The organism is Streptomyces sp. DSM 41931, from assembly GCF_050271085.1.
Lineage (GTDB): Bacteria > Actinomycetota > Actinomycetes > Streptomycetales > Streptomycetaceae > Streptomyces > Streptomyces albogriseolus.
Genome location: NZ_CP189902.1, coordinates 5467897 through 5481369, shown reverse-complemented (window position 1 = coordinate 5481369; position 13473 = coordinate 5467897). Strand labels below are relative to the sequence as shown.

Genomic DNA, 13473 nt, shown 5'->3' with positions numbered 1-13473 from the left:
AACTTTCGATAATGGAAATCATTGTCATATAGTACCGCCCATGGCACGCAACGAGGTACGCCCGATCATCAAGCTCCGCTCCACCGCGGGAACCGGCTACACGTACGTCACTCGCAAGAACCGCCGCAACGACCCCGATCGCCTGGTCCTGCGCAAGTACGACCCGATCGCCCGGCGCCACGCCGACTTCCGCGAGGAACGCTGACCTCCCGCCACTCCCCCACCGGCCCCCGAACTCGAGGACGCCCCATGAAGCCCGGGATCCACCCCGCCTACGGCCCCGTCGTCTTCCGCGACCGTGCCGCGAACTACGCTTTTCTGACCCGCTCCACCATGACCAGCGACAAGACGATCGAATGGGAGGACGGCAACACCTACCCGGTGGTCGACGTCGAGATCTCGCACGTCAGCCACCCCTTCTACACGGGGACCGCCCGCGTTCTGGACACCGCCGGGCGGGTCGAGCGCTTCGAGCGCCGGTACGGCCGACGCGGAGCCAACTGATGCGGGACGAGACCGGACTGCCCGTCGTCATCGTCGCCGGGATCCACTCCGAGGCCCGCCGCGAGGTCGTGGAGCACCTCCTGCGCCTGGTACCCGGCAGCGTCGCCCTCCATCACGACCTGTCCACAGCGGCCGACGGCACCGTGCTGCGTCAGGTGCGCGACGCTTCGGGCGAGCTGTCCCGGGACGAGGCACCCCTGGTCAACGACTGCGCGTGCTGCGCGCTCCGCGAGGACCTGGTCCCCCAGCTGCGACGGCTCGCCGACGCCGGCCTCACCCGGCTCGCCGTCGTCGAACTGTGGGACTCCGTCGAACCCAAGGGGATGGCCGAGGTCGTCGTCCAGCACGCCGCCGACGCGGTCCGGCTCACCAACGTGGTCACAGCGGTCGATCCGGCTCTCGTCCTCCCCTGCCTCGGCAACGGCGACGACCTGGCCGAGGCGGGCCTCGCGGCCACGGCCGGCGACCGGCGCACGGTCGGCGACACCTGGGCCAGGCAACTGGAGTACGCCCCCGTCCTCGCCGTCGTGGGGAGCGAGAACGCCGACGACGAGGACCGGGCGCTCCTCACCCAACTCCACCCCACCGCCCGTCAGGTGAGCGCCGGCTCTCCGGAGCTCGCCCGACTGGCCTTCACCGGCTTCGACGCCGAAGCCGCCGCCGCGGCCCAGCACCCGGCCTGCGCCCTGCTCCCCCAGGACGCCGACGAGGCGGGTGTCACCACCTTCGTCTGGCGCCGGCACCGCCCGTTCCATCCCGAACGCCTCTACGCGGCACTGGAAGACCTCTGCTGCGCCGCGGTCCGCAGCCGCGGACGGTTCTGGCTCGCGGACCGCCCCGACACCCTGCTCGCCTGGGACGCCGCGGGCGGAGCGCTGTGCGTGGAGAGCGCCGGCCCCTGGCTCGCCTCCCTGCCGGACGCCGCCTGGGAGATGGTCCCGCCCGTCCGCCGGGCGGCCGCCGCACTGGACTGGCACTCCGAGCACGGCGACCGCTGCCAGCACCTCGTCTTCACCTCACCCGGCCTGGACCGCGACGGGCTCGCCCGGGTGCTGGAGTCCTGCCTGCTGACCGACGCCGAGTACGCGGCAGGCCCCGAGGCGTGGAAACGACTGCCGGCCGCCTTCGACTCCCTGCTCGATCCCGTCGCGTGACACCGCCCGTCCAACCCGTCACAACCCGCTGACGCGGCCGGGATCGCCTACACCGACTCCAAGGACACCGATCTGCCGCGGAAGTTCATCTCCGACCGCGGCAGGATCCGCAGCCGCCGCGTCACCCGCGTCACGGCTCAGCAGCAGCTGGAAGCACACGATGCACCCCTCGAAGGAGGGGTGCATCTCGTCTTCTACGCCGTGGGCACGCCGTGTTCGGTCGGGGCGGTGTGGCCGAGGATGCGGTTGAGCGCGCTGCCGGGATCGCCTGTGAGGTCCTCCCAGGTTCCCTCTTCCGTGATGAGACCGTCCTCCAGGACGGCGATGCGGTCGGCGCGGCGGATGGTGGCGGGGCGGTGGGCGATGAAGATCGTCGTGCGGCTCTCCTGCCGCAGCGCGGCGGCGAGTTCGGCGTCGCCGGTGTTGTCCAGGTGGGCGGTGGACTCGTCGAGCACGAGGACGCGCGGTCCGGCCAGCAGCGCGCGGGCCAGGGCGATGCGGGCCCGCTGACCGCCGGACAGCGTGGCGCCTCGCTCGCCGACGAGCGTGTCCAGAGGGGCGATCCGGTCGACGCCGCACAGCCGTGCCGCCTCGGCCAGCGCCCGGTCGTCGGCCTCGGGCTCGGCGAGCCGCAGGTTCTCGGCGAGGGTGCCGTGGAAGAGGGGGGTGTCCTGTCCCACCAGGACCACCGCGCGCCGCAGTTCCGCGTCGTGCACCTCCCTCACGTCCACGGGCTCGCCGTCGGCGGGCAGCAGCTGGACCTCACCGGCGGACGGGTCCCAGAAGCGGGCCAGCAGGTGGGCGCAGGTGGACTTGCCGGCGCCGGAGGCGCCGACGAGGGCGAGTGTCCGGCCGGGTCGGACGGTGAGGTCCACGCCGTTCAGCACGGGCTCGCCGCCGTAGTCGAAGCTCACTCGGTGCAGCCGGACGCCCAGTGGTCCGGGAGGCAGGGGACGTGGAGCGGCGGGCGGCGGGGCGAGGGCGGGGGCCTTGACGGCCGCGTCGACGCGGGCGGCGGCGGCGCGCAGGGCCACGGCCTGGCTCAGGGCGCGGGCCGACTCCGCGACCGGGCCGAGGACGGACAGGGCCAGCGCCGTCGCGGCCGGCGCCCAGGCACCGTGCAGCCGTCCGGAGGTCACGGAGTGTGCCGCCGCAGCGACCACGCCGAGGACCGCCACCACGATGAGGACGTCACGGACGGCGGCGGCGACGGCCTCCCAGGTGGCCTCGGCGCGCTGGGCGTCGCCCACCTGCCGCCCCCGCTCCGCCAGCTTGCGGCGGCGTTCGGCCAGAGCGCCGAAGGCGAGCAGTTCGCGCAGCCCGTCGACGGTCTCCACCGTGTCCGCCGACAGCGCGGCCACGGCCGACCGGGTGCGGCCACCGCGTACCGTGCGCGCGCCCGCGTCGGCGAAGGGCGCCGTGGCGAGCAGGACGGCGACCGGCAGCACGGCCACCAGCAGCCACGGCTCCACCAGGGCCAGGAGTACCGAGCCGCCGGTGAACACCGTGCCCGCCGCGAGCAGCTGGGCGGTGGTGTGGGCGTAGAAGAACTCCAGCGCCTCCACGTCGGCCATGGCGGTGGCGGCGAGATCCCCGCTGCGGCGGCCGGCGACCCGGGCGGGCGCGCTGCGGGCCAGTCCGTCGAAGACGCGGACCCGTAGCGCGGCCAGCACCCGGTAGGCGAGGTCATGGGAGAGATCCATCTCCCGCCAGGTCATCAGGGCGCGTACAAGGACGAGGGCGACGAGCGCGGTGACGACGCCGGCCGTGGGGGCGCGCCCTTCGATGACGGCGGTGCCCACGGTGTGCGCGGCCAGGGTCACCAGCGCGGTGAGGGAGCCCTGTTCGAGAAGCGCGGCAACACAGGTGCGTGCCGTCATGGCACGGTGTGCCGCGAGGGCGGGCAGCAGGGCGCGCAGCGCGCCCCGGGCGGGGACGTCCGCGCAGGTGGCCGTGGGGCCCGTGACGGTGCTCATGCGGCGAGTTCTCCTCGGTGGACGCGGCCGGCCTCGACGAGCCGGGTGTAGACGCCGCCGGCCTCGACCAGGCCGGTGTGGTCGCCGACGGCGTCGACCTGTCCCGCGTCGAGGACGACGATGTGGTCGGCGTGCCGGACGGCGGCGAGCCGGTGGGCGACCACCAGGACGGTCCGCCCGCCGGCCGCCTTCAGCAGCTCCCGGACGATGTCCGCCTCGCGTCGTTCGTCGACCGCGCTGGTGGCCTCGTCGAGAACGAGGACCGGGGCGTCCGACAGCAGCGCCCGCGCGAGGGCGAGCCGCTGTCGCTGTCCGCCGGAGAGGGTGGCGCCCCGTTCGCCGAGCACCGTGGCGTAGCCGTCCGGCAGGGCGGCGATCTCGTCGTGAATCCCGGCCGCGCGCGCCGCCCGGGTGAGTTCGTCGTCCGTGGCGCCGGGTCGGGCCAGACGCAGGTTGTCGGCGATGGTGGCGTGGAACAGGTACGTCTCCTGCGAGACCACGGCGATGCCCTGCCGCAGCGAGTCGAGCGCGTACTCGGTCGTGGGGCGCCCGTCGAGGGTGATCCGCCCTTCCTGCGGGTCGTGGTGGCGCAGGAGCAGGGACAGCAGGGTCGACTTGCCCGCGCCGGACGGCCCGACGATCGCGGTGGTCCGTCCCGCCCGCGCGGTGAAGGAGACACCGTCCAGGGCGGGTGCGGGAGCACCGTCGTACGTGAACCGGACCTCGTGGAAACGGAGTTCGGGCGGAGTGTGCCGGTGCGCGGGCGCCGTCGCGGTGTCGGGGACCGCCGGCTCGGCCGTGCGCAGGGCCGCCAGCCCGTCGGCGGCCGACACCCCGAGGTAGCCGGCGTGCCATTCCCGGGCGAGGTCGCGGACCGGGCGGAAGCACTCGGAGGCCAGCAGCAGCACCAGGTAGGTGCCGGCCGCGGTGGTGGATCCGGTGACGGCCGACCAGCACGCCAGGAGCGCGGCGGCGGCGGTGCCGCCCTGGACGGCGAGGTCGGTGATGCCGGTGTCGACCAGGGAGATCCGCAACTTGGCCACGGTCGCACGGTGCAGGGCCGCGGACCGCTCCTCCAGGCGTGCGCGGGTGCGGCCGACGGCGCCCGCGGCGCGCAGCGCGGGCATGCCCTGGAGGGCCTCCAGGTAGTCGGCGCCCAGTCCTTCGTAGGTGTCCCAGTGTTCCTTTCCCCGGGCGGCGAGGAGCCGGTCCCAGGCGCGTGGCCCCAGCAGGGCAAGGAGCAGGGCGGGGACGAGTCCGAGGAGGGCCCGGGGTTCGACCACGGCGAGGACGGCGAGGACCAGGGGAGGTACCGCGAGGGTGACCAGGATCTGGGGCAGGTGGCGGGAGACGTAGGCGTCGACGCCCTCCACCCCCTCGACCAGGGTGGTGCGGACGGCTCCCGCCCGCGCCGTGGTCAGGTACGCGGGCCCCAGCCGGCCCAGGTGGGCGAGGAGTTCGTCGCGCAGTGCCACCCTGACCCTGGCCCCGGCACGGGTGGCGGTGCGCCGCTGCCACACGGCGAGTCCGGCGCGGGCGGCGACGACGGCGAGCACCGTGGCGAGCAACCACGGGAGTGGGCCGGTGTCACCGCGGGCCAGGGCGGCGAGCGCGAGGGCCAGCAGCACGGCCTGGGCCAGGTGGGTGAGGGTGACGGCTCCCTGCAAGAGGGTGGCCGCCAGCAGGGGACGCCGTGCGCGCATCGCGGCGCGGCGCAGCTCGGGGTGGACGATCATGCGGACTTCTCCTCGTCGGCGTGAGGGGTGCCGAGGGCCAGTGCGTGCACGACCCAGTCACGGCCCGGCTCGGCGCCGAGGGCGGCGCCGAGATCCGCCTGCTGCCAGGAGCCGACGGGCCGGGCCGCCAGCCCGTGGCGCTGGGCCGTGACATGGGCCAGGTGGACGGCGAAGCCGGCTCTCAGATGGGCGCGGCGGATGTGCGCGGGGCCGGCGTCCGTGGGGCAGCCGTGGGCGATCACCACGGCGCCGGCGTCCGCGAGCCACGCCTGGCCCGCCGCCCAGGCCGCGAGCGTCGGACGGGCGTCGCCGGACGCGTGGCGCCGCAGGGCCGTGCCCTCGGGAGCCAGTTCCATGAGGCCGGGCCGAGGCGGGCCGACCGCGGCGCACCAGCGCAACAGGCCGCCGTCCCCGGCTCGTTCGGCGGTGGCCAGGACCGCCCGTAGGGCAGCGCGGGGTGGAAGACCCGGCAGCGGTGGCGGGGCACTGCGACGCGCCAGCAGGTCGGCCGGGGCGGGCCGGTCCTCGTCCGCCGGGCGCCTCGGGCTCCCACCGCCGGGCGGTGGGACGCGTACGACGGCCAGAGGGCTGCCGGTGCGTCCGTCCATCCGTACGTCGGGTTCACCGGCGCCCAGGACGCGGGCCGCCAGGAACAGCGCCGCGGCGGCGTGCCCGGTGTCCAGCAACAGGAGGGGCCAGGCGCGGTGGCCGTAGTGGGACACCGTGCGCTGTGCGGTGACGGAGAGCACGGCGGTCACGCCCGGCGGCGTGCCGTCGACGGGCGGGCCGACGGGGTGGACGCGGTGGCGCAGCGGGTCGTAGCCGTAGCGGCCGGGCGGCAGCGAGCAGCCGGCGCCCACGACCAGTTCGGTGTCCACCGGATGCAGCGCACCCGCGGAGGGGGTGGGCCTGAGGCGTCCGGAGGGGTCCGAGGCCGCCAGGGACAGACGCAGCAGGGTCCGCAGGTCGAGGTCCGCGGGGCCGGCCTCCGGAATCGGACGCGGCGGCCCCGGCCAGCGGCGGACGGCTGTCCCGGCGGGCGTGTCGGGGCCGGGGCGCTCCGGGGAGCGGGCACGGGCGAGGGCGGCGACCAGGCCCGTCGGCAGGTCCTCACGGTGGTCTTCCACACCGGCCCTCACATGTGCGGCGGAGGTGCCAGCGTGAAGTCCCGCGGCGCGCTCGGCGCGGTGGTGCGCCAGCCGCGCGCGACGGCGGCCTCGGCGAGGCGCGGGCAGCCGAAGTACCCGAAGGCCGCAGGCGCGTTGGGCAGCAGTCCGGAGACGAGGACCCGCGCGACGCGCAACGCGGTCTCCGCCACGTCCTCGGTGGTGAGATCGAAGGTCATGACGCGGTGGCCGCCGCCGCGCAGCGCGCTCCTCAGGCGCTCCCGGCTGCCCGGCTCGACCTCGGCGACGGACACCGTCCCGAGCGCGGGCTCGGTGAACCTCCGGGCCTCGGCCGCCATCCGTTCGTCGAGCCACACCTGCACGTGTGCTCCCAGGTCCCGCACGTGCTCGAACTGCTCGCCGCACACGTCGAGGTAGCGGCCGTCGGCCCGGTGGTCCAGGTAGAGCCCGCGGGCGAGCAGCCCGGCCTCGACGGCCTGGAACACCCAGCCGTCGGGGCCGGTCAGCCCCTGGGTGAAGACCCAGGTGTGAACGGCTTCGAGGACAGCCTTGCGGGCGGCGTCGGCCGGGTCGTACTTGCAGGCGAACCCGGCGGCGTACAGGCCGAGGCGCGGGTCGTGGACGAGCGCGGCCATACAGGGGGCGAACTCCGAGCGCATCTCCACGATATGGACCTCGAGCGCGGAACCGGCGAGGTCGTCGGCGAGGCCGGGCACGCTCGCCGGGTCGATGCCCCGGGCCGGGCCGTCCAGGTGCCACCACAGTTCCAGGGCGTCGCGTTCGACGATCTCCAGCAGGCCGCGCTCGATCGCGTCGTCGAGGCCCTGTCCGGCGGCGATGCCGGCGTAGTTGAGGTGGTGGGTACGGGGCAGTGCGCGCAGGCCGCCCTGGCGCCAGTTGAGGTGGGTGAGCGAGACGGGTGCCCAGACCTCGACAGCGGTCCCGTCGAGCAGTCGTTCGGTTCCCCGTGTCCACAGCGCGGGGGTGTCGGCGGTGAACGGGCGGTAGGGGAAGCCCACGCGGGCGTACTGCCAGGGTGCGTAGGCGGGCAGATCGGCCGGCCCGTACAGGCGCAGGCCCTTGTCCGCCAGTTCGGCGGCGGTGGCGCGCAGGGGTGCGTCCGGATGGCCGGGCGGCGGCACACGGTTGCCGCAGTAGCGCTCCACTCCCTCGGCTATCGCGGCGACGCGGGCCTGCTCGGGGTCGCCGAAGGTGGTGCCGAGGGAGACCCGGTCGGCGGGCCACAGCCCGAGTCTGCGGGCGTCGGACACCTCGGCCGTGAGCGCGGTGTAGCGGGGCGGGGCGCCCGCGGGGTGCTCGACGGGCTTGACCTTGCGGACGATTCCGCAGACGGGGTCGACGAGCGCTTCCAGCGGCAGAGCCGTCATCGCAGGATCTCCTCGGCAGGATCGGTGGGGGCGGGACGGGACGGGAGGACGGGCAGGTTCAGCACCACGCTGTCCGGGTCGACCTCCCGCCGGGAGACGAGCAGCCGTTCCGCCGTGATCGGGTCGTCCCCGGTGTGGGGGTTGCGGGCGTGGGCCGGGAAGTGGTGTCCGGCGATCTCCAGGCGCAACCGGGTACCGGTCCGGAGCCGGCGTGCGAGCCGGCCGAGTCCGACGGTGAAGGCGGCCTCCCGGCCGACCGGTTCGGCACGCCGGACGACACCGACGGCGAGCCGCTCGGCGGTTCCGTCCGGTGGGAGCGCGACGAGCCTGGCGGCCCAGTCGGCGGACGGTGTGTGGGCGGTGGCCCGCAGCCGCACACTGACGGGGCCGACGAGGTCGAGCGGACGCGGCGACGGCGGGGTGACCAGCAGGCAGCGGTCGGGCGGGCCGTCCGCGGGGACGGTCAGGTGGTCGGAGCGAACGGGCCGGGCGGGGTCGGCGGTGAAGGCGGAGCCGTGCACGAGGTGCGTGCGGTGGGCGCGCGGTTCTCCCTCGGCGCCGGCGGGCAGCCATAGGTCGGCGCCGCCCAGCGCGAGTGCGCCGTGGTGGCCGGGGGCGAGGTCGCCGGTCAGGGCGCGGCGGGCCCAGCGCACGTACAGTTCGCCGAGGTTGAGCCGGTGGGCGGGTCCCGCGTCCGGCCCCGGAGCAGCGGTCAGAGGGTGCCCCCAGGGGCCGAGCAGCAGACGCGCCGAGGATCCGCCCCAGGCGTGCCACAGAGCGACGGTCTCCTCGGTGAAGTGGTCGTGGTGGCCGCCCACCGCGAGCAGGGGCGGTCCGGCGTACGCCGCCCGCGCCACGAGGTGCCCGCGGTCGGGCCGGCGCCACAGCCCCGCCCACGAGGGCAGTGCGCGTCCCAGCCGCTCGGGCAGGGCGGTCAACGGCAGGTGGGCGAGCAGGCCGGGGTCCTGGGCCAGGGCCTTGTCCAGCGCGCGTTCGTCGGAGTCGCGCCGGTCGCCGTGGGCGGCCCACCACCCGGCGCGGGAGAGCAGCCGTTCCACGCCGGACGCCTCGCGGGCCGTCTCCGCCGGGCCGAGGGCGGGCACGGCCGCGATGACGGCATCCGGCCGGGCGTCCCCGGGCGCGTCGAGGGCGAGGACGAGGGCGCAGTGGGCGGCGTAGGAGGCGCCGGCGGCCACCAGTCGCCCGTCGCTCCACGGCTGTTGCCGGATCCAGCGGACGGCCGCTGTTCCGTCCGCGGTCTCGTACGCGTACGGGTGCCACTCCCCCGGCGACGCGAACCGCCCCCGCACGTCCTGGACGACGGCGGCGAACCCGCGGCGGGCCCAGCCACGCGCCTCGGCCTCGTGCCGGGCCCGGTCGTAGGGGGTGCGCAGCAGGACGGCCGGGAAAGGGCCGTCACCCGCCGGGAGTCGTACGTCGGTGGCGAGTTCCCCCACGGCGGCCGTGCTGAAGGCCGTCATCCGTCCTTCTTCGGCGTCGGCGCGACGTCGGGCACCGGCAGCACGGGGTGCTCGGTGACGGTCAGCGTGCGCAGGTCCACCCGTCGCAGTCGGCGCCGTGCCGGGAGTCCCCCCGGGTCGGAGGCGCCGGTGGCCCATCGGCGGAGGTCGTCGGCGAGCAGCGCCGCGAGCAGCGTGGCGGCGGGCGGGGCGAGCCGGACCGGGGCGCCGGAGGTGCGCGGTCCGCTCCAGTACGCGGCCAGTTCGCGGTGTGCGGGTGTGGCGGCGAGCCGACGGGACCGGACGTGCGCCGAGGTGACGTCCCCGGGAGCGACGGCCATCGGCTCAACGTACGCCTGCCAGCCCTCGCGGTGGCAGCGCAGCCACGCGACGCCGTGCTCCGGCAGCCGGTCGGCGGCATCCCACAGGCCGTCCGGCACGGGTCCGTCCAGGCACCACACGACCGCGCAGGGGTTTCCGTCGAGCAGGTCCTCGATGCCCGCCGGCGAGCTGCCTGAGGCGGTGACGGCCGGCGTCGTACGGGGCCGCGCGCCCAGGGCGGCCAGTTGTCCGGCGAGCGGTTCGGTCAGTACCGGGTCGCCGAGGATCCTGACGTCCCCGTGCGCGGCGGGCCACTCCGGGCCCGATGGCCCTTCCGCCAGATAACCGGCTTCTTCGAACGCCCGGACCACGCGGTCCAGTCCTTCGTCCACCAGGGCTGTGGTTCCCCCGGAGAGCAGGGAGAGCAGGGCGTCCTCGTCGGCGTCTCCTGTCCTGACGCTCAAGAACTCCCCCTCGGGGGTGCGGACGGCAAGCCCTCGCCCGGGCACGGGGACGACCTCGACACCGGGGACGAGTCGGTTACGGGACACGGCGTTCCTCCTGTCGACGGGACCTGGGACGGGCGTGGGCCCGCCCGGAAGGTGCATCGGGCGGGCCCACGGTCGAGGGTGGCCGGACCCTCGCTTACTCCTCGGTGTCCTCGAAGGGGTTCTCGACGAGCGCGTTGGAGTGAGAAGCCGAGTCGTGAGCCAGCTGACCCGGGTCGGCGATCGGCGCGAAGACCTGCTCGTTGTCCATGAACTCTCCTTCATCAGCAGGGAGATGCGGCGTTCGGTTGAGCGCCACGACCCACCCTAATGAATCTGATTTTCATATTCTAGAGCCGCGATAGGGTGATCTGGGTAACACACAGGCCACCCCCCTTCCGGATCCTCACCGACCCGGCCCGCCACCTGCAGCACCTCCGCCAGCAACCCCGGCGTGACGACCTGCTTCGGCGCTCCGTCGGCCACCACACGGCCCTCCCGCAGGGCGACGATCCGCTCGGCGAAACGGGCCGCGTGGGCCAGGTCGTGCAGCACCATCACCACCGTGAGCCCGCGTTCCTCGCGCAGACGCACCACGGTCTGCAGCACGTCGAGCTGGTGGTGCAGATCCAGGTACGTGGTCGGCTCGTCGAGCAGCAGGACCCGGGTGTCCTGCGCGAGCGCCATCGCGAGCCGGACACGCTGCCGCTCGCCGCCGGACAGCGCGTCGACGTCACGGTCGGCCCAGTCCTCCACCCCGACGTCGCGCAGCGCCCGGCGCACGACGGGGTCGTCGCCCTCGCGCAGCATGCCCAGCGGGCCACGTGCCGCGTACCGCCCCTGACGGACGAGGTGACGCACCGTCATACCCGGCACGGCCGGGGCCGACTGGTGCAGCAGGGCCACCCGCCGGGCCGTGGCGCGCCTCGAGAGCCGCGCGACGTCGTCCTCGCCGAGCAGCACCCGCCCTTCGTCGGGGTGCAGCAGCCCGGCGGCCAGCCGCAGCAGGGTCGACTTCCCGCAGCCGTTCAGGCCGATCAGGGCGGTCAGTTCGCCCGGCCGGACGGTCAGGTCGACGCCCCGCAGCACGGGCCGTCCGGGGTAGCCGAAGTGGACCCCCTCGACATGGATCCCCACGGACTCGGTCATGCTCTGTCCTCACTTCGACGTCAGAACGTACGGCTCGGTGTGCGGCGCACCACGAGCAGCAGCAGCGCGGCGCCGAGACAGGCGGTGAGCGCCCCGACCGGCAGCGTGAGCCGCCCGGAGTCCAGCGCCGTCGCCAGCAGCCGCGAGGACAACTGCGCCGCCGCGTCGGCCCCGCACACCACCACCGCGCCTGTCAGAGCGGCACCGGGAAGGCTCCGGCGCAGGTCCGCACCGAAGACGGCCACGGCCAGATGCGGCACGAGCAACCCGATGAAGCCCAGCGCGCCGACGGCGGCCACGGCGCCGGCGGTCAGGGCCACCGCGCACAGCAGGGCCAGGGTCCGGGCCCGGCGAGCGGAGAGACCGGCGGCGAGGGCGATGTCGTCCCCGCAGCGCAGCAGGGTCAACGGCCCCGCCAGCAACCAGGCAGCGACCCCCCAGACGAGCGCCCACGGCCACAGCAGGTGCCAGTGCTCCCACACCCGGCCCTCCGTGGTGCCCACCAGCCACTGCACGACGCTGCCGAGCTCACCCGGCTCCACGAGCAGCACCATGGCGGTGAGCCCGCCGAGCACCGCCGACACCAGCACCCCGTGCACGGCAGTCTGCGCGGGATCACCGCGACCGCGGCCGGCGAGCAGCCACAGCAGCGCCGCTCCGGCACATCCGCCCGCGCACGCGGCGAGGACCACGGCCAGCGGCGCGTCCCACCCGGCGAGCCCCAGCGCGGTCGCGGTGACCGCGCCGAGGACCGCCCCCGGGGTCACGCCCGTCACCTCCGGCCCGGCGAGGGGGTTGCGCAGCGCCGACTGCAGGACCAACCCGGCCACGGCCAGGCAGGCGCCCGCGCCGAGGGCCACCAGCAGCCTCGGCAGACGGAGTTGGAACACGATGTGGCGCTCCGTCGCGTCACCGCCACCGTTGAGGACCTCCCAGACCACCCCCGGGGACATACCGCGCCCCGCCACCACCTCCACGGCGGCGCACACGACGGCCAGCGCCGCGAGAGCCGTGAAACGCCGGGTCACCGTACGCCCTCCGGTCCGGTCGTCCCGAGAGGCGGCGAGGGCGGACCGCCGGGCCCGGGTCCGCCCCGGTGAACGGGCTGCGCCGCCCCGGCGGGAGGTGCGGCCGTGGTGCGCCGGGCCGCTGCCCCGCGACGGCCGCCCGACCGCATCAGCGCGACGCCGGCCGGCACGCCCAGCAGGGCCGTCCACGCGCCGGCCGGCGTCTCCACGGGCGCCAACGCCAGCCGGGCCGGGACATCGGCGACCACCACGACGGCGGCGCCCCAGGCCGCCGACCAGGGGAGCCAGCGCACCGCTCCCGCCGCGGGAGCGAACCAGCGGCTCAGATGCGGGGCGAGGAAACCCACCCAGGCGACGGGCCCGCACACGGCCGTCACCGGAGCGATCAGCACCACGGCGATGGCCAGCGCCGCCAGCCGGGCGCGCTGAGCCCGCACACCGAGCGCCTCCGCGTCCTCGTCGCCCAGCCGCAGCACGGACAGCACCGGCGCGCACAGCACGAGCGCGGGCGCCGCGACGAGCAGCCACGGCCACAGGCCCGTCACGTCGTCCCACGTCCGGGCGGAGAGGGAACCGAGCAGGTAGCGGTAGATCAGCTGGAGGTCCAACTGGTCGGCCATGACCATCAGCACGAGCAGGGCAGCCTGCAACGCGGCCGCCACCGCCGCGCCGGTCAGCAGCACGGCGGACGGACTTCGGCCGATCCCGGCGACCAGCAACGTGAGCCCGCCCCCCAGGGCGGCCCCGCCGATGGCCAACAGCGGCTGGACGGCGGCGGGCAGCGAGAAGGCCAGCACCAGCGGCGCGGCCACCCCCAGCGCGGCCCCGGACGACACACCCAGCATCTCCGGCACCGCCAGCGGATTGCGCAGCGCCTCCTGGAGCACCAGTCCGGCCGCCCCCAGACAGGCCCCGGCGACCGACGCCAGCAGCAGCCGGGGCACGCGGAGTTCACTCACGACGATCCCGGCGAGGGTGGTGTCCCCCTCCAGGACGGCGGCGACCAGCCGGTGCGGGGGGACGTAGGGGGTGCCGAGGCTGAGCGCGCAGACCGAGGAGACCGCCAGCAGCACGGCCACCACCAGCGGTTGCCACCTGCGCGCACCGCGCGACGGCCGCTCTCCGCCCGCCGCGGCGCGATC

Annotated in this window: 13 protein-coding genes and 1 pseudogene; 4 read left to right on the top strand and 10 right to left on the bottom strand. The window is 75.4% G+C overall.

The features are described from left to right. Nucleotides 1-40: 40 nt before the first annotated feature. The 4 genes and pseudogenes from rpmG to ACP7TJ_RS25285 form a co-directional block, all read left to right on the top strand. The gene (gene rpmG, locus ACP7TJ_RS25300; RefSeq protein WP_093766408.1) at nt 41-205 is read left to right on the top strand and encodes a 50S ribosomal protein L33; all 165 of its coding nucleotides are present in this window, start codon (nt 41-43) and stop codon (nt 203-205) included. Nucleotides 206-249: 44 nt separating this feature from the next. Further along, nucleotides 250-504: a type B 50S ribosomal protein L31 gene (locus ACP7TJ_RS25295; protein ID WP_093766409.1), complete on the top strand. Its 255-nt coding sequence runs from the start codon at nt 250-252 to the stop codon at nt 502-504. Next, entirely contained in the window at nt 504-1658 is a 1155-nt protein-coding gene (locus ACP7TJ_RS25290; RefSeq protein ID WP_403159277.1) for a CobW family GTP-binding protein, read from the top strand. Before ACP7TJ_RS25295 ends, ACP7TJ_RS25290 begins: the two co-directional genes overlap by 1 nt. A gap of 21 nt (nt 1659-1679) precedes the next feature. Beyond that, nucleotides 1680-1805, top strand: a pseudogene (locus ACP7TJ_RS25285) (30S ribosomal protein S18); the annotation flags it as partial. Between the two features lie 47 nt (nt 1806-1852). Here ACP7TJ_RS25285 and ACP7TJ_RS25280 read toward each other — a convergent pair. The 10 genes from ACP7TJ_RS25280 to ACP7TJ_RS25235 all read right to left on the bottom strand — a co-directional run bounded on the left by ACP7TJ_RS25280 (nt 1853) and on the right by ACP7TJ_RS25235 (nt 13398). Next, nucleotides 1853-3634 (bottom strand): ABC transporter ATP-binding protein, encoded by a 1782-nt coding sequence (locus tag ACP7TJ_RS25280; RefSeq protein ID WP_403159275.1) that lies wholly within the window; start codon nt 3632-3634, stop codon nt 1853-1855. Then, nucleotides 3631-5370: an ABC transporter ATP-binding protein/permease gene (locus ACP7TJ_RS25275; RefSeq protein ID WP_387581402.1), complete on the bottom strand. Its 1740-nt coding sequence runs from the start codon at nt 5368-5370 to the stop codon at nt 3631-3633. Before ACP7TJ_RS25275 ends, ACP7TJ_RS25280 begins: the two co-directional genes overlap by 4 nt. Beyond that, nucleotides 5367-6497 (bottom strand): nitroreductase family protein, encoded by a 1131-nt coding sequence (locus ACP7TJ_RS25270; RefSeq protein ID WP_387581405.1) that lies wholly within the window; start codon nt 6495-6497, stop codon nt 5367-5369. The genes ACP7TJ_RS25275 and ACP7TJ_RS25270 overlap by 4 nt, the downstream gene beginning before the upstream one ends. A gap of 8 nt (nt 6498-6505) precedes the next feature. Continuing rightward, nucleotides 6506-7885: a YcaO-like family protein gene (locus ACP7TJ_RS25265; protein ID WP_427765547.1), complete on the bottom strand. Its 1380-nt coding sequence runs from the start codon at nt 7883-7885 to the stop codon at nt 6506-6508. Continuing rightward, a complete protein-coding gene (locus ACP7TJ_RS25260; RefSeq protein ID WP_387581411.1) occupies nt 7882-9366 on the bottom strand; it encodes a CocE/NonD family hydrolase in 1485 nt (494 codons plus the stop codon). Before ACP7TJ_RS25260 ends, ACP7TJ_RS25265 begins: the two co-directional genes overlap by 4 nt. Beyond that, nucleotides 9363-10217: a hypothetical protein gene (locus tag ACP7TJ_RS25255; RefSeq protein WP_427765543.1), complete on the bottom strand. Its 855-nt coding sequence runs from the start codon at nt 10215-10217 to the stop codon at nt 9363-9365. The genes ACP7TJ_RS25260 and ACP7TJ_RS25255 overlap by 4 nt, the downstream gene beginning before the upstream one ends. Nucleotides 10218-10311: 94 nt before the next feature. Then, nucleotides 10312-10425 carry a streptamidine family RiPP gene (gene amiA / locus ACP7TJ_RS25250; protein WP_241270818.1) on the bottom strand — a complete coding sequence of 38 codons (114 nt, stop codon included), beginning with the start codon at nt 10423-10425 and terminating at the stop codon, nt 10312-10314. 56 nt (nt 10426-10481) lie between these two features. Then, nucleotides 10482-11303 (bottom strand): ABC transporter ATP-binding protein, encoded by an 822-nt coding sequence (locus ACP7TJ_RS25245; protein WP_093766417.1) that lies wholly within the window; start codon nt 11301-11303, stop codon nt 10482-10484. 20 nt (nt 11304-11323) lie between these two features. After that, nucleotides 11324-12331, bottom strand: a complete 1008-nt coding sequence (locus ACP7TJ_RS25240; protein WP_189910681.1) for a FecCD family ABC transporter permease — start codon at nt 12329-12331, stop codon at nt 11324-11326. Next, the gene (locus ACP7TJ_RS25235; RefSeq protein WP_427767462.1) at nt 12328-13398 is read right to left on the bottom strand and encodes a FecCD family ABC transporter permease; all 1071 of its coding nucleotides are present in this window, start codon (nt 13396-13398) and stop codon (nt 12328-12330) included. The genes ACP7TJ_RS25240 and ACP7TJ_RS25235 overlap by 4 nt, the downstream gene beginning before the upstream one ends. Nucleotides 13399-13473: the final 75 nt, after the last annotated feature.